Annotated in this window: 19 protein-coding genes; all 19 read right to left on the reverse strand. The window is 61.6% G+C overall.

Annotated features, from left to right (window positions below; translation table 11 throughout):
- Positions 1-7: 7 nt before the first annotated feature.
- Positions 8-376, reverse strand: coding sequence for a 50S ribosomal protein L14 (gene rplN / locus DM992_RS02330; protein ID WP_006482918.1), 369 nt, complete (start codon positions 374-376; stop codon positions 8-10).
- Between the two features lie 309 nt (positions 377-685).
- Entirely contained in the window at positions 686-958 is a 273-nt protein-coding gene (rpsQ, locus tag DM992_RS02335; protein WP_006752928.1) for a 30S ribosomal protein S17, read from the reverse strand.
- On the reverse strand, positions 955-1,149 hold the full coding sequence (gene rpmC / locus DM992_RS02340; protein ID WP_006400652.1) for a 50S ribosomal protein L29: 195 nt from the start codon (positions 1,147-1,149) through the stop codon (positions 955-957). The genes rpsQ and rpmC overlap by 4 nt, the downstream gene beginning before the upstream one ends.
- A 9-nt stretch (positions 1,150-1,158) precedes the next feature.
- Positions 1,159-1,575, reverse strand: a complete 417-nt coding sequence (rplP, locus tag DM992_RS02345; RefSeq protein WP_006482873.1) for a 50S ribosomal protein L16 — start codon at positions 1,573-1,575, stop codon at positions 1,159-1,161.
- Between the two features lie 2 nt (positions 1,576-1,577).
- On the reverse strand, positions 1,578-2,378 hold the full coding sequence (gene rpsC / locus DM992_RS02350) for a 30S ribosomal protein S3 (protein WP_006482899.1): 801 nt from the start codon (positions 2,376-2,378) through the stop codon (positions 1,578-1,580).
- Between the two features lie 11 nt (positions 2,379-2,389).
- The gene (rplV, locus tag DM992_RS02355; protein WP_004199272.1) at positions 2,390-2,719 is read right to left on the reverse strand and encodes a 50S ribosomal protein L22; all 330 of its coding nucleotides are present in this window, start codon (positions 2,717-2,719) and stop codon (positions 2,390-2,392) included.
- Positions 2,720-2,731: 12 nt separating this feature from the next.
- Positions 2,732-3,007 carry a 30S ribosomal protein S19 gene (rpsS, locus tag DM992_RS02360; protein ID WP_004199273.1) on the reverse strand — a complete coding sequence of 92 codons (276 nt, stop codon included), beginning with the start codon at positions 3,005-3,007 and terminating at the stop codon, positions 2,732-2,734.
- 10 nt (positions 3,008-3,017) lie between these two features.
- Positions 3,018-3,845, reverse strand: coding sequence for a 50S ribosomal protein L2 (gene rplB / locus DM992_RS02365; protein ID WP_006482900.1), 828 nt, complete (start codon positions 3,843-3,845; stop codon positions 3,018-3,020).
- A gap of 2 nt (positions 3,846-3,847) precedes the next feature.
- Complete coding sequence (gene rplW / locus DM992_RS02370) at positions 3,848-4,162, reverse strand: 50S ribosomal protein L23 (protein WP_004199275.1); 315 nt, start codon at positions 4,160-4,162, stop codon at positions 3,848-3,850.
- Complete coding sequence (gene rplD, locus DM992_RS02375; RefSeq protein WP_040143046.1) at positions 4,159-4,779, reverse strand: 50S ribosomal protein L4; 621 nt, start codon at positions 4,777-4,779, stop codon at positions 4,159-4,161. The genes rplW and rplD overlap by 4 nt, the downstream gene beginning before the upstream one ends.
- On the reverse strand, positions 4,779-5,429 hold the full coding sequence (gene rplC, locus DM992_RS02380) for a 50S ribosomal protein L3 (RefSeq protein WP_006482922.1): 651 nt from the start codon (positions 5,427-5,429) through the stop codon (positions 4,779-4,781). Before rplC ends, rplD begins: the two co-directional genes overlap by 1 nt.
- Positions 5,430-5,607: 178 nt before the next feature.
- A complete protein-coding gene (gene rpsJ / locus DM992_RS02385) occupies positions 5,608-5,919 on the reverse strand; it encodes a 30S ribosomal protein S10 (protein ID WP_004199280.1) in 312 nt (103 codons plus the stop codon).
- A gap of 286 nt (positions 5,920-6,205) precedes the next feature.
- Positions 6,206-7,396, reverse strand: a complete 1,191-nt coding sequence (tuf, locus tag DM992_RS02390) for an elongation factor Tu (RefSeq protein WP_006482910.1) — start codon at positions 7,394-7,396, stop codon at positions 6,206-6,208.
- 42 nt (positions 7,397-7,438) lie between these two features.
- Positions 7,439-9,541 carry an elongation factor G gene (gene fusA, locus DM992_RS02395; RefSeq protein WP_105393663.1) on the reverse strand — a complete coding sequence of 701 codons (2,103 nt, stop codon included), beginning with the start codon at positions 9,539-9,541 and terminating at the stop codon, positions 7,439-7,441.
- Positions 9,542-9,664: 123 nt separating this feature from the next.
- On the reverse strand, positions 9,665-10,135 hold the full coding sequence (gene rpsG, locus DM992_RS02400) for a 30S ribosomal protein S7 (protein ID WP_006477195.1): 471 nt from the start codon (positions 10,133-10,135) through the stop codon (positions 9,665-9,667).
- 172 nt (positions 10,136-10,307) lie between these two features.
- Positions 10,308-10,688: a 30S ribosomal protein S12 gene (rpsL, locus tag DM992_RS02405; protein ID WP_006400662.1), complete on the reverse strand. Its 381-nt coding sequence runs from the start codon at positions 10,686-10,688 to the stop codon at positions 10,308-10,310.
- 226 nt (positions 10,689-10,914) lie between these two features.
- Positions 10,915-12,762, reverse strand: coding sequence for a DNA helicase RecQ (recQ, locus tag DM992_RS02415; RefSeq protein WP_152859258.1), 1,848 nt, complete (start codon positions 12,760-12,762; stop codon positions 10,915-10,917).
- A gap of 312 nt (positions 12,763-13,074) precedes the next feature.
- Positions 13,075-17,322 (reverse strand): DNA-directed RNA polymerase subunit beta', encoded by a 4,248-nt coding sequence (gene rpoC, locus DM992_RS02420; protein ID WP_111015509.1) that lies wholly within the window; start codon positions 17,320-17,322, stop codon positions 13,075-13,077.
- A 21-nt stretch (positions 17,323-17,343) separates the two neighbouring features.
- Positions 17,344-21,450 carry a DNA-directed RNA polymerase subunit beta gene (rpoB, locus tag DM992_RS02425; protein WP_111015510.1) on the reverse strand — a complete coding sequence of 1,369 codons (4,107 nt, stop codon included), beginning with the start codon at positions 21,448-21,450 and terminating at the stop codon, positions 17,344-17,346.
- Positions 21,451-21,455 lie beyond the last annotated feature (5 nt).

The following is a 21,455-nucleotide window of genomic DNA, read 5'->3' on the forward strand; positions in this document are numbered from 1 at the left end:
CGACTCCTTACAGCACTTCCGGCGCCAGCGAAACGATCTTCATGAATCGTTCGCTACGCAGCTCACGCGTCACCGGCCCGAAGATACGGGTGCCGATCGGCTCGAGCTTGTTATTCAAAAGCACAGCGGCGTTGCCGTCGAACTTGATCAGCGAGCCGTCTTGACGGCGCACACCCTTGGCGGTGCGGACCACCACGGCGTTGTAAATTTCGCCTTTCTTCACGCGCCCGCGCGGCGTTGCCTCTTTGACGCTCACCTTGATGATGTCGCCAATGCCGGCATAACGACGCTTCGAGCCGCCGAGCACCTTGATGCACAGGACTTCACGTGCACCCGTGTTGTCGGCTACTTCGAGCCGAGATTCGGTCTGGATCATGGTTTGTCTTTCCCAACTTAATCCGGATGCACCACCATGATGCATTCGGTCAGTCTTGGTCCCGTCAGCCAATCGGCTGCTTGGGTTGGAACAGCAGCGACGGCAAACGAAACCCGCCATCGCAATTCGGTGAATCTTTCGGACAGGCTGGCGCCAGTCCGCTTCCCCCACCAACTTCGCCCGCGACGGGGCTCCCATAAAGAGGGAAGACCAGGATTATAACAAATAACCCTGGTCACGCAAGCAAAAACTTTGCGATTTCAAGCACTTCGTGGAGAAGTGCCTGTTACTGCCTACCGCACGGCCCGCTTAGATGACGCGAGCTGCTTCGACGAGGCGCGACACCGTCCAGGCCTTCGTCTTCGAAACAGGACGAGTTTCCTGGATTTCGACGAGATCGCCTTCGTTGCAGGTGTTCGCTTCATCGTGCGCGTGGTACTTCTTCGAGCGCACGACATACTTGCCGTAGATCGGGTGCTTGACGCGGTGCTCGATCAGCACGGTGACGGTCTTGTCCATCTTGTTGCTGACGACCCGACCGACCAGCGTCCGCTTCAGCGAGGTTTTCACGCTATCGTTCATTTCTGGTTCGCCTTCTGAGTCATGACGGTCCGCACACGTGCGATGTCGCGACGAACCTTCTTCAGCTGGCTCGTGTTCGTGAGCTGCTGGGTCGCGAGTTGCATGCGCAGGCCGAATTGCGCCTTCAGCAGGTCCGCCAGCTCCTTGTTGAGCGCGGCCTGGTCTTTCTGGAGAAGTTCGGAAGCCTTCATGTTTTCTCCTTAGGCGCCGAGCTGGCGCACGATGAATGCCGTCTTCAGCGGCAGCTTGGCTGCAGCCAGACGGAACGCTTCGCGTGCCAGTTCTTCGGTTACGCCGTCCATTTCATAGAGCATCTTGCCCGGCTGAATCTCGGCGACGTAGTACTCCGGGTTACCCTTACCGTTACCCATACGCACTTCGGCCGGCTTCTGCGAAATCGGCTTGTCCGGGAAGATCCGGATCCAGATGCGGCCGCCACGCTTGATGTGACGCGTCATTGCACGACGCGCCGCTTCAATTTGACGTGCGGTCAGACGACCGCGACCGATCGCCTTCAGGCCGAATTCACCGAACGACACTGCGTTGCCGCGCGTCGCCTTGCCGGTGTTACGACCCTTCTGCTCTTTACGATACTTTCTGCGTTTCGGTTGCAGCATCGTTATTCTCCAGTCTTGCCGTCTTCGGGCTTGCCGGCGCCACGGCGCGGTGCGCCACGGCGAGCACCCGGAGCGCCGCCTTCGCCGTCACGGCGCGGACGACGATCGCCCGGACGCGCATTGCGACGCGGACGCTTGTCTTCGGCTACTTCTTCCACCACCGGTGCGTCATTGCGGCCGAGCGTGTCGCCCTTGTACACCCACACCTTGACGCCGATGATCCCGTAGGTCGTCTTCGCTTCCGAAGTCGCGTAGTCGATATCGGCACGCAGCGTGTGAAGGGGCACGCGACCTTCGCGATACCACTCCGTACGAGCGATTTCGATACCGTTCAGACGGCCAGCGCTCATGATCTTGATGCCCTGGGCACCCAGACGCATCGCGTTCTGCATCGCACGCTTCATCGCGCGACGGAACATGATCCGGCGCTCGAGCTGTTGCGTGATCGAGTCAGCGATCAGTTGCGCATCGGTTTCCGGCTTGCGGATCTCTTCGATGTTGACGTGGACCGGAACGCCCATGCGGCGTTGCAGTTCCGTCTTCAGCTGTTCGATATCCTCGCCCTTCTTGCCGATGACCACGCCCGGACGCGAGCTGTAAATCGTGATGCGCGCGTTCTTAGCCGGGCGCTCGATGACGACCCGACCGACCGAAGCGTTCTTCAGCTTCTTCTTCAGGTACTCACGAACACCGATGTCTTCCTGCAGCATCGCCGCGAAATTGTTGTTGTTCGCGTACCAACGCGAAGCCCAATTGCGGCTGACAGCCAGGCGGAAGCCAGTCGGATGAATTTTCTGTCCCATCGTATGGCTCCTTAATTCCCGACCGTCACAGTGATGTGACAGGATTGCTTCTCGATGCGGTTACCGCGGCCCTTGGCGCGCGCGGTGAAACGCTTGAGCGATGCAGCCTTGTCGACGTAGATGCTCTTGATCTTGAGCTCGTCGATATCGGCGCCTTCGTTGTGCTCCGCATTCGCGATTGCCGACAGCACAACCTTCTTCACGATGCCAGCCGCCTTCTTCGGCGAGAACGTCAGAACGTTCAGCGCCTTGTCGACCGGCAAACCGCGGATCTGGTCAGCCACAAGGCGCGTTTTTTGCGCCGAGATGCGGGCACCGCGATGAATTGCTTTCACTTCCATCTTGATTGCCCCTTATTTCTTGGCCTTCTTGTCGGCTGCGTGACCCTTGAACGTACGGGTCAGTGCGAACTCGCCAAGCTTGTGGCCGACCATGTTTTCCGAGATGTACACCGGAACGTGTTGACGGCCGTTGTGAACAGCGATCGTCAGGCCGATGAAATCCGGCAGAATCGTCGAGCGACGCGACCAGGTCTTGATCGGCTTTTTGTCGCGCGAAGCTGCAGCCGCCTCAACTTTCTTCAGCAAATGGGCGTCGCAGAACGGACCTTTTTTAACAGAACGTGCCATTGCCTACTCCTTAACGCTTGTGACGGCGCTGGACGATCATCGTCGTCGTGCGCTTGTTGCTGCGGGTGCGGTAACCCTTAGCCGGCGTACCCCACGGGCTCACCGGGTCGCGACCTGCAGCCGTCTTGCCCTCACCACCACCGTGCGGGTGATCGACCGGGTTCATCGCAACGCCACGCACCGTCGGGCGGATACCGCGCCAGCGGTTCGCGCCAGCCTTGCCGATCTGGCGCAGGCTATGCTCTTCGTTGCCGACTTCACCGATCGTTGCACGGCACTCGATGTGCACGCGGCGGATTTCGCCCGAACGCAGGCGAACCTGCGCGTAGACGCCTTCGCGCGCCAGCAGCATGGCCGACGTGCCAGCCGAACGCGCCATTTGCGCGCCCTTGCCCGGCAGCATCTCGATGCAGTGGATCGTCGTACCGACCGGAATGTTGCGGATCGGCAGCGTGTTGCCTGCACGGATCGGCGCTTCCGAACCCGACATCAGCTGTTGGCCGACCGTCAGGCCCTTCGGGGCGATGATGTAGCGACGCTCGCCGTCTGCGTAGAGCACCAGCGCGATGTTCGCGCTGCGGTTCGGGTCGTACTCGAGACGCTCGACCTTTGCCGGGATGCCATCCTTCGTGCGACGGAAATCGACGATACGATAGTGCTGCTTGTGGCCACCGCCCTTATGGCGCGTGGTGATGCGACCGTTGTTGTTACGGCCGGCGGTCGAGCTCTGCGAGTCGAGCAGTGCCGCGAACGGCTTGCCCTGGTGCAGGTTCTTGTTGACCACCTTGACCATCGCGCGGCGACCCGGCGAAGTCGGTTTAACTTTCACGATTGCCATGATTACTTGGCCTCCGCTTCAAAGTTGATTTCCTGGCCGGGCTTCAGGCAAACGTACGCCTTCTTCACGTCCTTGCGGCGGCCCATCGAACGGCCAAAGCGCTTCTGCTTGCCCTTCTGAACCAGCACGTTGACGGAATCAACTTCCACCTTGAACAGCAGCTCGACAGCTGCCTTCACTTCCTGCTTCGTGGCATCCGGTGCGACTTCGAACACGACTTGCTCGTTCTTGTCGGCAACCAGCGTCGCCTTTTCCGAGATCACCGGTGCGAGCAGGACCTGCATCAAACGATGATCGTTCTTGCGAATCTCGCTCATGACAGCAACTCCTCGATCTGGGCGACCGCAGCCTTCGTGACCAGCACTTTCTTGAAGTAGATCAGCGACAGCGGGTCAGCGTAGCGCGGCTCGACAATTGCCACGTGCGGCAGGTTGCGCGAAGCCAGGTACAGGTTTTCGTCAACCGTGTCGGTGATGATCAGCACGGAGTCGAGACCCATGGTCTTGAATTTGTCGGCCAGCAGCTTGGTCTTCGGCGCTTCGAGGACAATATCCTCGACGACCGACAGACGGCCTTCACGGGCCAGCTGCGAGAAGATCGAGCAGAGACCTGCGCGATGCATCTTCTTGTTGACCTTGTGCGAGAAGTTTTCTTCCGGCGAGTTCGGGAAGATACGACCACCGCCACGCCACAGCGGGCTCGACGACATACCGGCACGAGCACGACCCGTACCCTTCTGGCGCCACGGCTTCTTGGTGGTGTGCTTGACCTGCTCGCGGTCCTTCTGCGCGCGGTTACCCTGGCGAGCATTCGCCTGGTAAGCGACGACGACCTGGTGGATCAGCGCTTCGTTGTAGTCACGACCGAACACGACGTCCGATGCGTTGACCACTGCACCTTCCTGACCATTTTCGTTCAGGAGCTTGAGTTCCATTATTTCGCCCCCTTGGTCTTGACGGCCGGCGTGACAAAAACCTTGCCACCCTTCGCGCCCGGAATCGCACCCTTGACGAGCAGAAGCTTGCGCTCTGCGTCGATACGAGCGATTTCGAGGTTCTGCACCGTCACGGTCACGTCACCCATGTGACCCGTCATGCGTTTACCCGGGAACACGCGACCCGGATCCTGCGCCATACCGATCGAGCCCGGCACGTTGTGCGAGCGCGAGTTACCGTGCGTGGCACGGCCGGAGGAGAAGTTGTAACGCTTGATCGTACCGGCGTAGCCCTTACCGATCGACACGCCCTGCACGTCGACTTTCTGGCCCACTTCGAAAAGATCTGCACCGACCACGGCGCCATTCGACAGCTCGGCTGCCTTGGCCGCGTCAATGCGGAATTCCTTGAGGATTTCACCGGCTTCGACACCGGCTTTGGCGAGATGACCTGCCAGCGGCTTCGTCACGCGCGATGCGCGGCGGGAGCCGAATGCAACCTGCACGGCGGTGTAGCCGTCGGTTTCAACAGTCTTGATCTGCGTCACGCGGTTGTCCGACACGTCCAGCACGGTGACGGGAATCGAATCCCCTTCAGCCGTGAAGATACGGGTCATGCCAACCTTGCGACCTACGAGTCCAAGGCTCATCATTTTCTCCATTCCCGACTGCGATTGGTCGGGGCTGATTTACAAAATGCCGGGCACGCAAGGCCCAACTTTTTTACGCGAATACGCGAAAAGCCAAGCAGTATAGCCCGACCTCTCGATTTCCGCAAGCAATACAAAGACTTAGCGCCGCCCGGCAAGCCGATCGGCGCCGGAAGCCTTACTGCAGCTTGATTTCCACGTCGACGCCAGCCGGCAGATCGAGCTTCATCAGCGCGTCAACCGTCTTGTCGGTCGGATCGACGATGTCCATCAGGCGCTGGTGGGTGCGGATTTCGAGCTGATCGCGCGACGTCTTGTTGACGTGCGGCGAACGCAGGATGTCAAAACGCTGAATGCGCGTCGGCAGCGGCACCGGGCCACGGACGATTGCGCCAGTCCGCTTCGCGGTATCGACGATCTCGGCAGCCGATTGATCGATCAGACGATAGTCGAAAGCCTTCAGGCGAATGCGGATTTTCTGTTGCTGCATGACGATTCCTTGAAAAGAGCGAGGCGATGTTGCATCGCCGGACACTAAAAGAACGTGAAACATGACGCCTGCGGGGAGCGAGACATCAGGTTCCGGACAGTACTTCCACTGCTAAGTCCGCGATTCTACACGAAATTGTGGAGCGGTGGTGCGGGTTTCTCGCCTCATGCAATCGGGCACCGGAAAAACAAAACCGGGTGCCAGCACAAGCTGGGCACCCGGTTTCGACGGTACGACTGCATACCGCGGAATCGCGGACCCCGTCGGGATCCGCGGATCGTCGATATTACTCGATGATCTTGGCGACGACGCCGGCGCCGACGGTACGGCCGCCTTCGCGGATTGCGAAGCGCAGACCTTCTTCCATCGCGATCGGAGCGATCAGCTTCACCGTGATCGACACGTTGTCGCCCGGCATCACCATTTCCTTGTCCTTCGGCAGCTCGATCGAGCCCGTCACGTCCGTCGTACGGAAGTAGAACTGCGGACGGTAGTTGTTGAAGAACGGCGTGTGACGGCCGCCTTCGTCCTTGCTCAGCACGTACACTTCAGCCGTGAAGTGCGTGTGCGGCGTGATCGAACCCGGCTTCGCCAGAACCTGGCCACGCTCCACGTCTTCACGCTTCGTGCCGCGCAGCAGGATACCCACGTTGTCGCCTGCCTGACCTTGGTCCAGCAGCTTGCGGAACATTTCAACGCCCGTGCAGGTCGTCTTCACCGTCGGCTTGATACCGACGATTTCGATTTCTTCGCCGACCTTCACGATGCCGCGCTCGACACGACCCGTCACCACCGTACCACGGCCCGAGATCGAGAACACGTCTTCCACCGGCATCAGGAACGCGCCGTCAACTGCACGCTCCGGCGTCGGGATGTACGTGTCCAGCGCGTCGGCCAGGCTCATGATCGCCACTTCGCCCAGCTCGCCCGTGTCGCCTTCCAGCGCCAGCTTCGCCGAACCCTTCACGATCGGCGTGTCGTCGCCCGGGAAGTCGTACTTCGACAGGAGTTCGCGAACTTCCATCTCGACCAGCTCGAGCAGTTCAGCGTCGTCCACCATGTCGCACTTGTTCAGGAACACGATGATGTACGGAACGCCAACCTGACGCGCCAGCAGGATGTGCTCACGCGTTTGCGGCATCGGGCCGTCTGCTGCCGAGCAAACCAGGATCGCGCCGTCCATCTGTGCCGCGCCCGTGATCATGTTCTTCACATAGTCAGCGTGGCCCGGGCAGTCGACGTGTGCGTAGTGGCGGTTAGCCGTTTCGTACTCAACGTGTGCCGTGTTGATCGTGATGCCGCGCGCCTTTTCTTCCGGTGCCGCGTCGATCTGGTCGTACGCCTTCGCTTCGCCGCCGAACTTCTTCGTCAGAACCGTCGTGATCGCTGCCGTCAGCGTCGTCTTGCCGTGGTCAACGTGACCAATCGTACCAACGTTCACGTGCGGCTTGGTCCGCTCAAACTTTTCCTTTGCCATGATTCTCTTCTTTCAAAAAATAATCGGTTGATAGCTTCAGATTTACTTCGACTTCGCGCTGATGATCGCGTCGGCAACGTTGCGCGGAGCTTCAGCGTAGTGCTTGAACTCCATCGTGTACGTTGCACGACCTTGCGTCAGCGAGCGCAGCGACGTCGAATAACCGAACATTTCCGACAGCGGCACTTCGGCGCGCACGATCTTGCCGCCGCCAACCATGTCTTCCATGCCCTGGACGATACCGCGACGGCCCGACAGGTCGCCCATCACGTTGCCCATGTAGTCTTCCGGCGTCTCGACTTCGACAGCCATCATCGGCTCGAGCACGACCGGGTTCGCCTTGCGCATCGCTTCCTTGAACGCCATCGAACCGGCCATCCGGAACGCGTTTTCGTTCGAGTCAACGTCGTGGTACGAACCGAACGTCAGGTGAACCTTCACGTCGACGACCGGGAAGCCTGCCAGCACGCCCGACTTCAGCGTGTCCTGGATACCCTTGTCGACCGCCGGGATGTATTCACGCGGAATCACACCACCCTTGATCTCGTCGAAGAACTCGTAGCCCTTGCCCTGTTCGTTCGGCTCGAGCGTAATGACCGCGTGACCATACTGGCCGCGACCACCCGACTGCTTGACGAACTTGCCGTCGACATCCTTCGCCGTCGAACGGATCGTTTCGCGGTAGGCAACCTGCGGCTTGCCGACGGTTGCTTCCACGCCGAATTCACGCTTCATCCGGTCGACCAGAATTTCGAGGTGGAGCTCGCCCATGCCCGAAATGATGGTCTGGCCCGACTCTTCGTCGGTCTGCACGCGGAACGACGGGTCTTCCTGCGCCAGGCGGTTCAGCGCGAGGCCCATCTTTTCCTGGTCGGCCTTGGTCTTCGGCTCGACAGCCTGCGAGATCACCGGCTCCGGGAACACCATGCGCTCGAGAATGATCGGGTTCGCCGGATCGCACAGCGTGTCGCCCGTGGTCGCTTCCTTCAGGCCGACCGCAGCAGCGATGTCGCCTGCGCGCACTTCCTTGATTTCTTCGCGCTGGTTCGCGTGCATCTGCAGAATACGACCCAGACGTTCCTTCTTGTCCTTCGTCGAGTTCAGCAGCGTGTCGCCCGAATTCACCACGCCCGAGTACACACGGAAGAAGATCAGCTGGCCGACGAACGGGTCGGTCATGATCTTGAACGCGAGTGCCGAGAACTTCTCGTCGTCCGACGCACGGCGCTCTGCCGAATCGCCGTTTTCGAGTTCGCCCTTGACCGGCGGGATGTCGACCGGCGACGGCAGGAAATCGATCACGGCGTCGAGCATGCGCTGCACGCCCTTGTTCTTGAACGCGGTACCGCACAGCATCGGCTGGATTTCGCACGCGATCGTACGGTCGCGCAGCGCCTTGACGATGTCGGCTTCCGGCAGATCGCCTTCTTCCAGGTACTTGTTCATCAGGTCTTCGTTGGCTTCAGCAGCCGCCTCGACCATCTTTTCGCGCCATTCCTTGCAGGTCTCGGCGAGTTCGGCCGGGATGTCGACGTAGTCGAACTTCGTGCCTTGCGACGCTTCGTCCCAAATGATCGCCTTCATCTTGATCAGATCGACGACGCCCTTGAAGTTTTCTTCCGAGCCGATCGGCACCACGACCGGAACCGGGTTCGCCTTCAGGCGCAGACGGAGCTGGTCGTAGACCTTGAAGAAGTTCGCGCCGGTACGGTCCATCTTGTTGACGAACGCGAGACGCGGCACCTTGTACTTGTTCGCCTGGCGCCACACCGTCTCCGACTGCGGCTGCACGCCGCCCACTGCGCAGTACACCATGCATGCGCCGTCGAGCACGCGCATCGAACGCTCAACTTCGATCGTGAAGTCGACGTGGCCCGGGGTGTCGATGATGTTGATGCGGTGTTCCGGATAGTTGCCGCCCATGCCCTTCCAGAAGGCCGTGGTAGCAGCGGACGTGATCGTGATGCCACGCTCCTGTTCCTGCTCCATCCAGTCCATCGTGGCTGCGCCGTCGTGAACTTCACCGATCTTGTGGTTCACACCGGTGTAAAACAGAATGCGCTCGGTCGTCGTCGTCTTGCCGGCGTCGATGTGAGCGCTAATACCGATATTGCGGTAGCGCTCGATAGGAGTCTTGCGAGCCACTTTGATCCTCTACTGGGATGACATGATGCAGCCCTGCTGCATCATGCTTCAACACAAACGGGCGAGGCGCCTGAAAAGCGCACCCGCCCGGAATTTATTTCCGCTAACAGCCCAGCCAGGCGCTTAGAAACGGAAATGCGAGAACGCGCGGTTGGCTTCTGCCATGCGGTGAACTTCGTCGCGCTTCTTCATCGCGCCGCCACGGCCTTCGGCCGCTTCGGAGAGTTCACCTGCCAGACGCAGGGCCATCGACTTCTCGCTGCGCTTCTTCGCAGCCTCGCGCAGCCAGCGCATCGCCAATGCCATACGACGCGACGGGCGCACTTCGACCGGAACTTGATAGTTGGCACCACCAACGCGACGGCTCTTCACTTCGACCACCGGCTTCACGTTGTTGAGCGCAACCGTGAACACTTCCAGCGGGTCCTTGCCACCCTTGGTCTGGATCTGTTCGAATGCGCCATAAACGATGCGCTCTGCGACCGACTTCTTGCCGGACAGCATCAGCATGTTCATGAACTTGGCTACATCAACGTTGCCGAACTTCGGATCCGGCAACACTTCCCGCTTGGGGACTTCGCGACGACGCGGCATGATTCTTCCTTTACTTGTTCAGTTGGAGCTGTATCCAGCTCCGCGGCCACCAACAAACCCGATCACATCTTCACGACTAACCAGCTTGGCCGGGTGACCACTTACTCGACAGCACCGGCAATCCGGCACTCCCGCCTTGACCGCCCAGAGGCGATCCCTGATCAAAAACTGCTTACTTGGCAGCCTTTGCACGCTTCGCGCCGTACTTCGAGCGCGCTTGCTTACGGTCCTTGACGCCCTGGGTATCCAGCGAGCCGCGAACCATGTGGTAACGCACACCCGGCAAGTCCTTCACACGGCCGCCGCGGATCAGCACAACCGAGTGTTCCTGCAGGTTGTGGCCTTCACCGCCGATGTACGAAATCACTTCGAAGCCGTTCGTCAGACGAACCTTGGCAACCTTACGGAGTGCCGAGTTCGGCTTCTTCGGCGTCGTCGTGTACACACGGGTGCACACGCCGCGACGCTGGGGGCAGTCCTGCAGGGCCGGGCTCTTGCTCTTCGTCGTTTCCGACTGACGGCCTTTGCGAACCAGTTGGTTGATGGTTGGCATTGTTTATTCCTGAAATTGAACAAAATCCGCACACCGATTTCGGGCAAAGCGAGAATCGGCGCACAGTTGACTTCCGAACGGCGAAACGGACGCGAACCTTCGAACGCGACTCGGCCCACCGAATACCGGAACCAAACATGATATTCCGGAAATGCCAACTAAGTCAACGGCTTGCGTGAGTTGCCGGCCGGCCGCGCGGTTTACCGGAAGGGTCGGAACACCTGTGTCAGGCCGATTCGACGACGTCGATGATCTCGTCGCCGAAGCGCTCGAGCTTGCGCACGCCCATGCCGGGGATATGGCGGAGGTCGTCGATCGTCTCCGGCGCATTGCGCGCGATTTCGGCGAGCGTCGCGTCGTGGAAGATCACGTAGGCCGGCACACCGTCCGTCTTTGCGGTTTCCGCGCGCCACGCGCGCAGCGCATCCCATCGTGCGCGCTCTCGCGTGCCCATGCCGGCCGTCGGATCGACGCGCGTGCCGCTGCGGCTCGACGACTGCCGCGTGCGCTGCGGCTTTACGTAGCGGCGCAGCGTGACCTTCTCCTCGTTCTTCAGCACGGGCTTCGCAGCCTCGGTCAGCATCAGCGCGCCGAAGCCGCCATGATCGACCGCCAGGTAGCCGTACGCGACGAGCTGCCGGAAAATCGCGCGCCACTCGGGTTCGGACAGCGACGCGCCGATCCCGAACGTGCTCAACTGATCGTGGCCGCGCTGCAACACTTTCTCGGTGCGTCCGCCGCGCAGGATTTCGATCAGGTGGCTCGAACCGAAATTGAAGCCGCTCGAACGCTGCGCGCGGAACACGCACGACAGCGCCATCTGCGCCTCGCGCGTCGCGTCCCACGAATCGGGCGGCTCGAGGCACGTGTCGCAGTTGCCGCACGGCTGGCTCGCCTCGCCGAAGTAGTTCAGCAGCCGCACGCGGCGGCACGAAATCGTCTCGCACAGCCCGAGCAACGCGTCGAGCTTCGACGTCTGCACACGCTTGTGCGCGTCGTCCGCGTCGGACTCGTCGATCATCTTGCGCTGCTGGACGACATCGCCGAGGCCGTACGCCATCCATGCATTCGCGGGCATCCCGTCGCGGCCCGCGCGACCGGTTTCCTGGTAATAGCCTTCGACGCTCTTCGGCAGATCCAGGTGCGCAACGAAGCGCACGTCGGGCTTGTCGATGCCCATGCCGAACGCGATCGTCGCGCACATCACGATGCCCTCCTCGCGCTGGAACATTTCCTGGTGCTTCTGCCGCACCTCGAACTCCATCCCCGCGTGATACGGCAGCGCGCGCACGCCCTGCGCCTTCAGCCACTCGGCCGTTTCCTCGACCTTGCGGCGCGACAGGCAATAGACGACGCCCGCATCGGTCGTGCCGTCGGCATTCGTGTGTTCCGCGCGGATGAAGTCGAGCAGTTGCGAACGCGCGTTGTCCTTTTCGACGATCCGGTAGCGGATGTTCGGGCGATCGAAGCTCGATATGAACACGCGCGCATCGTCGAGCGCGAGACGATGGATGATCTCGTCGCGCGTGATCGCATCGGCCGTGGCGGTCAGCGCGATGCGCGGCACCGACGGGAACCGCTCGTGCAACACCGACAGCTGGATGTATTCCGGGCGGAAATCGTGCCCCCATTGCGACACGCAGTGCGCTTCGTCGATCGCGAACAGGCCGATCTTCGCGCGCTCGAGCAACTCGAGGAAACGCCCCGTCATCAGCCGTTCAGGCGCGACATACAGCAGGTCGATCTCGCCCTCGCGCAGCGCGCGCTCGGTCGCCGCGGCTTCGGCGCCCGACAGCGTCGAATTCAGGTAGGCCGCGCGCACGCCGACTTCGCGCAGCGCTGCGACCTGGTCCTGCATCAGCGCGATCAACGGCGACACGACGATGCCGGCGCCCTGCCCGGCCTCGCGGCGCAGCAGCGCCGGGATCTGGTAGCACAGCGACTTGCCGCCGCCGGTCGGCATCAGCACGAGGCAATCGCCGCCGCCGGCGACGTGCTCGACGATCTCGCCCTGCTGGCCGCGAAATGCGGAATAACCAAAGACTTCGTCGAGAATTTCGAGGGCGCGGGACATGAGTGAGAACGAGGACGGCGGAAGGATGACCGCAATTTTAACAACCCGCTCGCGCGACGCGTGGCGAATCGTGCAACGTTGGCCGATCGGACAGGGTTCGTTCGCGCGCATGACGGGCCTGCCTCGGCCGCGCCGCAAGCGATCGCGATGCCTGCGACAGCACCTGCAGCCATGCTGGAGCGCCGCTCGCAGGCAGCCGGTGCCGGCGATGCGCAAGCGCGTCATGCGCGTGAACGACGGATAAAAAAAACCGCCCGGCAAAACCGGGCGGTTTCGATGACAGCGAGGCGAGGCGGCTCGCGCCGCCCGCGCTTATTCGGCTGCCGGGTGCTGTTGCGGCTCTTCTGCAGCAGGCGTGCTCGGCGTGCCGAAATCGAACGCCTCTTCTGCTGCGATCTGGTCGAAACGCTCGCGATCCGACGATTCCTTCGCCTTGCGTGCCTTGTGGAACGCGAGACCCGTACCGGCCGGAATCAGACGGCCGACGATCACGTTTTCCTTCAGGCCGCGCAGATCGTCGCGCTTGCCCATGATCGCCGCTTCGGTCAGCACGCGGGTCGTTTCCTGGAACGATGCCGCCGAGATGAACGAGTCGGTCGACAGCGACGCCTTCGTGATACCGAGCAGCACGTTGTCGTACGAAGCCGGACGCTTGTCCTCGGCGATCATGCGATCGTTCTCGTCCAGCATGTCGGAACGTTCGACCTGTTCGCCCGGGATGAAGCGCGTATCGCCGTTGTCGGTGATCTGCACACGACGCAGCATCTGGCGAACGATCACCTCGATGTGCTTATCGTTGATCTTCACGCCCTGCAGACGGTACACGTCCTGCACTTCGTCGACGATGTAGCGCGACAGCGCCTCGATACCCTGCAGACGCAGGATGTCGTGCGGATCGGCCGGACCGTCCACGATCATTTCGCCCTTGTTGACGACCTGAGCGTCGTGGACCAGCACCTGCTTTTCCTTCGCGATCAGGAACTCGTGCTGGTTGCCCTCGAGATCCGTGATGACGAGACGCTGCTTGCCCTTCGTGTCCTTACCGAACGACGTCGTACCGGTGACTTCCGCGAGAATGCCGGCATCCTTCGGCGAACGCGCTTCGAACAGTTCCGCCACCCGCGGCAGACCGCCGGTAATGTCACGCGTCTTCTGCGCTTCGGTCGGGATACGTGCGAGCACTTCACCGACCTGCACCTGCTGGCCATCCTTCACGGTAATCAGTGCGCCGACCTGGAAGCCGATCTGCACTGCGTGCTCCGTGCCCGGAATCTTCACTTCTTCGCCGTTTGCGTCGAGCAGCTTCACCTGCGGACGCACGCTCTTCGAAGCCTGCGAACCGCGACGCTTCACGTCGATCACGACCAGCGTCGACAGGCCGGTCACGTCGTCGATCTGCTTCGCGACCGTCACGCCTTCCTCGACGTTCTCGAACTTCACCGTACCACCGTACTCGGTGATGATCGGACGCGTCAGCGGATCCCACGTGGCGAGCTGCGTGCCTGCCTTGATGGTCGCACCGTCGAGCTGCAGCAGCGTCGCGCCGTACGGCACTTTGTGACGCTCGCGCTCGCGACCGAAGTCGTCGGTGATCATCGCTTCGCCCGAACGGGAAATGACGATCTGCTCGCCCTTCGCGTTCGTGACGTAGCGCATCGTCGCCGTGAAGCGCACGATACCGTTGCTCTTCGCTTCGACCGACGAAGCCACTGCCGCACGCGATGCCGCACCACCGATGTGGAACGTACGCATCGTCAGCTGCGTGCCCGGTTCACCGATCGACTGTGCCGCGATCACGCCGACTGCCTCGCCGACGTTCACGAGCGAGCCGCGGCCGAGGTCACGGCCGTAGCAGGCTGCGCACAGGCCGTAACGCGTTTCGCAGGTCAGCGGCGTGCGCACGCGCACTTCGTCGATGCCGAGGCGTTCGATTTCCTCGACCGCCGTTTCGTCGAGCAGCGTGCCCGATTCGTACAGCGTTTCCTGCGTTTCCGGGTTCACGACGTCCGCGACCGCGACGCGGCCGAGGATACGGTCGCGCAGCGCTTCGACGACTTCACCGCCTTCGACCAGCGCCTTCATCGCGACGCCGTTCGACGTGCCGCAATCGTCTTCCACCACGACCAGATCCTGCGTGACGTCGACCAGACGACGCGTCAGGTAACCCGAGTTCGCGGTCTTCAGTGCCGTATCAGCCAGACCCTTACGTGCACCGTGGGTCGAGATGAAGTACTGCAACACGTTCAGGCCTTCGCGGAAGTTCGCGGTAATCGGCGTCTCGATAATCGAGCCGTCCGGCTTCGCCATCAGGCCACGCATACCGGCCAGCTGACGAATCTGCACCGCCGAACCCCGGGCGCCCGAGTCGGCCATCATGTAGATCGAGTTGAACGACTCCTGGCGCGTCTCGTTGCCGTCGCGGTCCGTCACCGGCTCCGTCGACAGCTGCTCCATCATCGCCTTGCCGACCGCTTCCGACGTCGCCGACCAGATGTCGACCACGTTGTTGTAGCGTTCCTGCGCGGTGACGAGACCCGACATGTACTGGCGGTCGTACTCCTTCACCTTCTTCGCGGCGTCGCCGACGATCGTTTCCTTCTGCGGCGGCACGAGCATGTCGTCCACGCAGATCGAAATGCCGGCGCGCGTCGCGAGACGGAAACCCGACTGCATCAGCTGGTCGGCGAACACCACCGTCGCGCGCAGACCGCACTTGCGGAACGCCGTGTTGATCAGGCGCGAGATTTCCTTCTTCTTCAGCGGCTTGTTCAGCACCGAGAACGGCAGGCCGTGCGGCAGGATCTCCGACAGGATCGCGCGACCGACGGTCGTCGCGTACAGCGAGATCTTCGGCACGAATTGCGGCGCGCCTTCCGACTTGTCTTCGTTGTGGACCATTTCGGTGATCCGCACGTTGACGCGCGATGCCAGCTCGACTTCCTTGTTCTCGTACGCGCGGATCACTTCCGACACGCCCGTGAACGACAGGCCTTCGCCCTTGCCGTTGATCGCTTCGCGGGTCGCGTAGTACAGACCCAGCACGATATCCTGCGACGGCACGATCGACGGATCGCCGTTGGCCGGGAACAGCACGTTGTTCGACGCCAGCATCAGCGTGCGCGCTTCCATCTGCGCTTCGAGCGACAGCGGCACGTGAACGGCCATCTGGTCACCGTCGAAGTCGGCGTTGAACGCCGCGCAGACGAGCGGGTGCAGCTGGATCGCCTTGCCTTCGATCAGCACGGGCTCGAACGCCTGGATACCGAGACGGTGCAGCGTCGGCGCACGGTTCAGCATCACCGGGTGCTCGCGGATCACCTCTTCGAGGATGTCCCACACCACCGGCGTCTGGTTCTCGACTTCCTTCTTCGCAGCCTTGATGGTCGTCGCGACGCCCATCACTTCCAGCTTGTTGAAGATGAACGGCTTGAACAGCTCGAGCGCCATCAGCTTCGGCAGACCGCACTGGTGCAGCTTCAGCGTCGGGCCGACCACGATGACCGAACGGCCCGAGTAGTCGACGCGCTTGCCCAGCAGGTTCTGACGGAAACGACCGCCCTTGCCCTTGATCATGTCGGCGAGCGACTTCAGCGGACGCTTGTTCGCGCCCGTCATCGCCTTGCCGCGACGACCGTTGTCGAGCAGCGAGTCGACGGCTTCCTGCAGCATCCGCTTTTCGTTGCGGACGATGATTTCAGGCGCCTTCAGCTCGAGCAGACGCTTCAACCGGTTGTTACGGTTGATCACGCGGCGATACAGGTCGTTCAGGTCCGACGTCGCGAAACGGCCGCCGTCCAGCGGCACCAGCGGACGCAGTTCCGGCGGCAGCACCGGCAGCACTTCGAGGATCATCCACTCGGGCTTGATGCCCGAGCGCTGGAATGCCTCGAGGACCTTCAGGCGCTTCGCGTACTTCTTGATCTTCGCTTCCGAGCCGGTGTTCTTCAGCTCGGTGCGCAGCGTCTCGACCTGCTCGTCGATGTTGATCGCACGCAGCAGCTCACGCACGCCTTCCGCGCCCATCTCGGCACGGAATTCGTCGCCGTATTCCTCGACCTTGTTGTAGTAATCCTCTTCGGTCATGATCTGCCGCGCCTTCAGCGGCGTCATGCCCGGTTCGATCACCACGTACGCTTCGAAGTACAGCACGCGTTCGATGTCGCGCAGCGTCATGTCGAGCACCATGCCCAGACGCGACGGCAGCGACTTCAGGAACCAGATGTGCGCGACCGGCGAGGCCAGTTCGATGTGGCCCATGCGCTCGCGGCGCACCTTCGCCAGCGTCACTTCGACGCCGCACTTCTCGCAGATCACGCCGCGATGCTTCAGACGCTTGTACTTGCCGCACAGGCACTCGTAGTCCTTGATCGGCCCGAAGATCTTCGCGCAGAAGAGACCATCGCGTTCCGGCTTGAACGTACGGTAGTTGATGGTCTCCGGCTTCTTCACTTCGCCGAACGACCACGAACGGATCTTGTCAGGCGAAGCCAGACCGATCTTGATCGCGTCGAAAACTTCTTCCTGTTGGACTTGCTTGAATAGATCGAGCAGAGCTTTCATTGCTTTCTCTCCGTAGTCCGATTAATTGCGGTCGAGATCGATATCGATACCGAGCGAGCGGATTTCCTTCACGAGCACGTTGAAGGATTCCGGCATGCCTGCATCGATCACGTGATCGCCCTTGACCAGGTTTTCGTACACCTTCGTCCGGCCGGTCACGTCGTCCGACTTCACCGTCAGCATTTCCTGCAGCACGTAGGACGCGCCGTACGCTTCGAGTGCCCACACTTCCATTTCACCGAAACGCTGGCCACCGAACTGCGCCTTACCACCCAGCGGCTGCTGCGTGACGAGCGAGTACGGACCGGTCGAACGCGCGTGCATCTTGTCGTCGACCAAGTGGTGCAGCTTCAGGTAGTGCATGTAGCCAAGCGTCACGCGGCGTTCGAACATTTCACCCGTGCGGCCGTCGTACAGACGGACCTGGTTCTTCGACGGGTTCATGCCGAGCTGTTCCGCGATGTCGTCCGGGAACGCGAGGTCGAGCATCTTGCCCATTTCTTCCTCGGTCGCACCGTCGAACACCGGCGTTGCGAACGGCACGCCTTCGCGCAGGTTCTTCGCGAGCTCGAGGATCTCGTCGTCGGTGAAGCTTTCCAGATCTTCCTGGCGGCCCGACTCGTTGTAGATCTTCGTCAGGAACACGCGCAGTTCCTCGATCTTCGCCTGACGCTGCAGCATTTCGCCGATACGCCAGCCGAGGCCCTTCGCGGCCCAGCCGAGGTGCACTTCCAGAACCTGACCCACGTTCATCCGCGACGGCACGCCGAGCGGATTCAGCACGACGTCTGCCGGACGGCCGTCGGCCATGTACGGCATGTCTTCGATCGGGACGATCTTCGACACGACACCCTTGTTACCGTGACGGCCTGCCATCTTGTCGCCAGGCTGCAGACGGCGCTTCACCGCGAGGTACACCTTGACCATCTTCAGCACGCCCGGCGGCAGTTCGTCGCCTTGCGTGAGCTTCTTGCGCTTCTCTTCGAACGCGAGGTCGAACTGGTGACGCTTTTCCTCGATCGAGTTCTTGATCGCTTCGAGCTGCGCCGCTGCTTCGTCGTCCGCCAGGCGGATATCGAACCAGTGGTAGTGGTCGAGGTCTTCCAGGTAAGCCTGGTCGATCTTCGTGCCCTTCGCGAGCTTCTTCGGACCGCCGTTCGCGACCTTGCCCACGAGCATGCGCGCGAGACGCTGGAACGCGTCGCCTTCCACGATGCGGAGCTGGTCGTTCAGGTCGAGACGGTAGCGCTTCAGTTCGTCGTCGATGATCTGTTGCGCACGCTTGTCGCGCTGGATGCCTTCACGCGTGAACACCTGGACGTCGATCACGGTACCGCTCATGCCCGACGGCACGCGCAGCGACGTGTCCTTCACGTCCGAGGCCTTCTCGCCGAAGATCGCACGCAGCAGCTTCTCTTCCGGCGTCAGCTGGGTTTCGCCCTTCGGCGTGACCTTGCCGACCAGCACGTCGCCCGCTTCGACTTCAGCACCGATGTACACGATGCCCGATTCGTCGAGACGGCCGAGCTGGACTTCCGCCAGGTTCGAGATGTCGCGCGTGATTTCTTCCGGCCCGAGCTTCGTGTCGCGTGCAACGACGTTCAGCTCTTCGATGTGGATCGACGTGTAGCGATCGTCGGCCACGACCTTCTCCGAGATCAGGATCGAATCCTCGAAGTTGTAGCCGTTCCACGGCATGAACGCGATCAGCATGTTCTGGCCGAGCGCGAGCTCGCCCAGGTCCGTCGAGGCGCCGTCGGCCAGCACGTCGCCGCGCGAGACCTTGTCGCCCATCTTCACGATCGGACGCTGGTTGATGTTCGTGTTCTGGTTCGAACGCGTGTACTTGATCAGGTTGTAGATGTCGACACCGACTTCACCCGCGACCGCTTCGTCGTCGTTCACGCGAATCACGATACGGCCTGCGTCGACATAGTCGACGACGCCGCCGCGGAACGCCTGAACCGTCGTGCCCGAGTCGACCGCGCAGGTGCGCTCGATGCCCGTCCCGACGACCGGCTTTTCCGGACGCAGACACGGCACGGCCTGACGCTGCATGTTCGAACCCATCAGTGCACGGTTCGCGTCATCGTGCTCGAGGAACGGGATCAGCGACGCTGCGACCGACACGATCTGCGACGGCGCGACGTCCATGTACTGGATGCGGTCCGGCGTGACCATCATCGTTTCGCCGGCTTCGCGCGACGACACGAGTTCGTCGATCAGCTGGCCGTTCTCGTCGATCGCGGCGTTCGCCTGCGCGATCATGTAGCGGCCTTCCTCGATCGCCGACAGGTAGTCGATCTGGTCGGTCACCTTGCTGTCCACGACCTTGCGATACGGCGTCTCGAGGAAGCCGTACTCGTTCAGGTGCGCGTACAGTGCGAGCGAGTTGATCAGACCGATGTTCGGACCTTCCGGCGTTTCGATCGGGCACACGCGACCGTAGTGGGTCGGGTGCACGTCGCGGACTTCGAAGCCTGCACGCTCGCGCGTCAGACCGCCCGGGCCCAGTGCGGAAACACGGCGCTTGTGCGTGATTTCCGACAGCGGGTTGGTCTGGTCCATGAACTGCGAAAGCTGCGACGAACCGAAGAACTCGCGAATTGCCGACGAAATCGGCTTCGAGTTGATCAGGTCGTGCGGCATCAGGTTTTCGCTTTCGGCCTGGCCGAGGCGCTCCTTGACCGCGCGCTCGACGCGCACGAGACCAGCGCGGAACTGGTTTTCCGCCAGTTCGCCGACGCAACGCACGCGACGGTTGCCGAGGTGGTCGATGTCGTCCACTTCGCCCTTGCCGTTGCGCAGCTCGACGAGGATCTTGATCGTCGCGAGGATGTCGTCGTCCTGCAGCGTCATCGGGCCGGTGATCTCGTCACGGCTGACGCGGCGGTTGAACTTCATGCGGCCGACCTTCGACAGGTCGTACGCTTCTTCGCTGTAGAACAGACGGTTGAACAGTGCCTCGACCGCTTCTTCGGTCGGCGGCTCGCCCGGACGCATCATGCGGTAGATCGCGATGCGCGCGGCCGTCCTGTCGGTCGTTTCGTCGACACGCAGCGTCGACGAGATGTACGGACCCTGGTCCAGATCGTTCGTGTAGAGCGTCTGGATATCCTTGATGCCCGCTTCGCGCAGCTTCTCGAGCACGCTTTCCGTGACTTCGTCGTTCGCGCTCGCGATCACTTCGCCGGTATCGCCATCGACGACGTTCTTCGCCAGCACGCGGCCGAGCAGATAGTCTTCCGGCACCGAGATGAACTTGGTCTTCGCGGCTTCGAGGTCGCGAATGTGCTTCGCGTTGATCCGCTTGTCCTTCTGGACAATGACCTTGCCATCACGATCCGTGATGTCGAAACGCGCGACTTCGCCACGCAGGCGCTCGGGCACGAACTCGAGTTGCGCGCCTTCGTCCATCAGCGTGAAGTTGTCGAACACGAAGAAGTTCGCGAGGATCTGTTCCGGCGTCAGGCCGATGGCCTTCAGCAGGATCGTGACCGGCATCTTGCGGCGACGGTCGACGCGGAAGTACAGGATGTCCTTCGGATCGAATTCGAAGTCGAGCCACGAGCCGCGGTACGGAATGATCCGTGCCGAGAACAGCAGCTTGCCCGAGCTGTGCGTCTTGCCCTTGTCGTGTTCGAAGAACACGCCCGGCGAACGGTGCAGCTGCGAGACGATGACACGCTCGGTGCCGTTGATGACGAACGAGCCCGTCGGCGTCATGAGCGGAAGTTCGCCCATGTACACTTCCTGCTCCTTCACTTCCTTGACGACCGGCTTGTTCGGCGATTCCTTGTCGAGGATGACGAGGCGGACCTTCGCGCGCAGCGCGGAGCAGTACGTCAGGCCGCGCTGCTGGCATTCCTTGATGTTGAATGCCGGCGCGGACAGCGCATAGCTCACGAACTCGAGGCGCGCGAAGCCGTTGTGCGAAACAATGGGAAATACCGATGTGAACGCGGCCTGCAAACCTTCAGGCTTGCGTTGCGTCGCGGGCACATCGGCTTGCAGAAACGTGCTGAATGATTCAAGCTGGGTAGCCAGCAAGAAAGGAACTTGGTGAACGATGGGGCGCTTCGCGAAACTCTTGCGAATGCGCTTCTTCTCGGTGAAGGAATATTGCATACGAT

Origin of the sequence: Burkholderia sp. JP2-270, from assembly GCF_003233675.1 — a bacterium.
GTDB lineage: Bacteria > Pseudomonadota > Gammaproteobacteria > Burkholderiales > Burkholderiaceae > Burkholderia > Burkholderia pyrrocinia_C.

Coding starts and splice junctions, on each gene's coding strand:
- rplD (WP_040143046.1), bottom strand. CDS start 4,779: ATGGAACTCAAGCTCCTGAACGAAAATGGTCAGGAAGGTGCAGTGGTC.
- rpsC (WP_006482899.1), bottom strand. CDS start 2,378: ATGGGACAGAAAATTCATCCGACTGGCTTCCGCCTGGCTGTCAGCCGC.
- rpsQ (WP_006752928.1), bottom strand. CDS start 958: ATGAACGATAGCGTGAAAACCTCGCTGAAGCGGACGCTGGTCGGTCGG.
- rplB (WP_006482900.1), bottom strand. CDS start 3,845: ATGGCAATCGTGAAAGTTAAACCGACTTCGCCGGGTCGCCGCGCGATG.
- rplC (WP_006482922.1), bottom strand. CDS start 5,429: ATGAGCCTTGGACTCGTAGGTCGCAAGGTTGGCATGACCCGTATCTTC.
- rplW (WP_004199275.1), bottom strand. CDS start 4,162: ATGAGCGAGATTCGCAAGAACGATCATCGTTTGATGCAGGTCCTGCTC.
- rpoB (WP_111015510.1), bottom strand. CDS start 21,450: ATGCAATATTCCTTCACCGAGAAGAAGCGCATTCGCAAGAGTTTCGCG.
- rplN (WP_006482918.1), bottom strand. CDS start 376: ATGATCCAGACCGAATCTCGGCTCGAAGTAGCCGACAACACGGGTGCA.
- recQ (WP_152859258.1), bottom strand. CDS start 12,762: ATGTCCCGCGCCCTCGAAATTCTCGACGAAGTCTTTGGTTATTCCGCA.
- rpsJ (WP_004199280.1), bottom strand. CDS start 5,919: ATGCAGCAACAGAAAATCCGCATTCGCCTGAAGGCTTTCGACTATCGT.
- rpoC (WP_111015509.1), bottom strand. CDS start 17,322: ATGAAAGCTCTGCTCGATCTATTCAAGCAAGTCCAACAGGAAGAAGTT.
- rpsS (WP_004199273.1), bottom strand. CDS start 3,007: ATGGCACGTTCTGTTAAAAAAGGTCCGTTCTGCGACGCCCATTTGCTG.
- rpmC (WP_006400652.1), bottom strand. CDS start 1,149: ATGAAGGCTTCCGAACTTCTCCAGAAAGACCAGGCCGCGCTCAACAAG.
- rplP (WP_006482873.1), bottom strand. CDS start 1,575: ATGCTGCAACCGAAACGCAGAAAGTATCGTAAAGAGCAGAAGGGTCGT.
- rpsG (WP_006477195.1), bottom strand. CDS start 10,135: ATGCCGCGTCGTCGCGAAGTCCCCAAGCGGGAAGTGTTGCCGGATCCG.
- rplV (WP_004199272.1), bottom strand. CDS start 2,719: ATGGAAGTGAAAGCAATTCATCGCGGTGCCCGCATCTCGGCGCAAAAA.
- rpsL (WP_006400662.1), bottom strand. CDS start 10,688: ATGCCAACCATCAACCAACTGGTTCGCAAAGGCCGTCAGTCGGAAACG.
- tuf (WP_006482910.1), bottom strand. CDS start 7,396: ATGGCAAAGGAAAAGTTTGAGCGGACCAAGCCGCACGTGAACGTTGGT.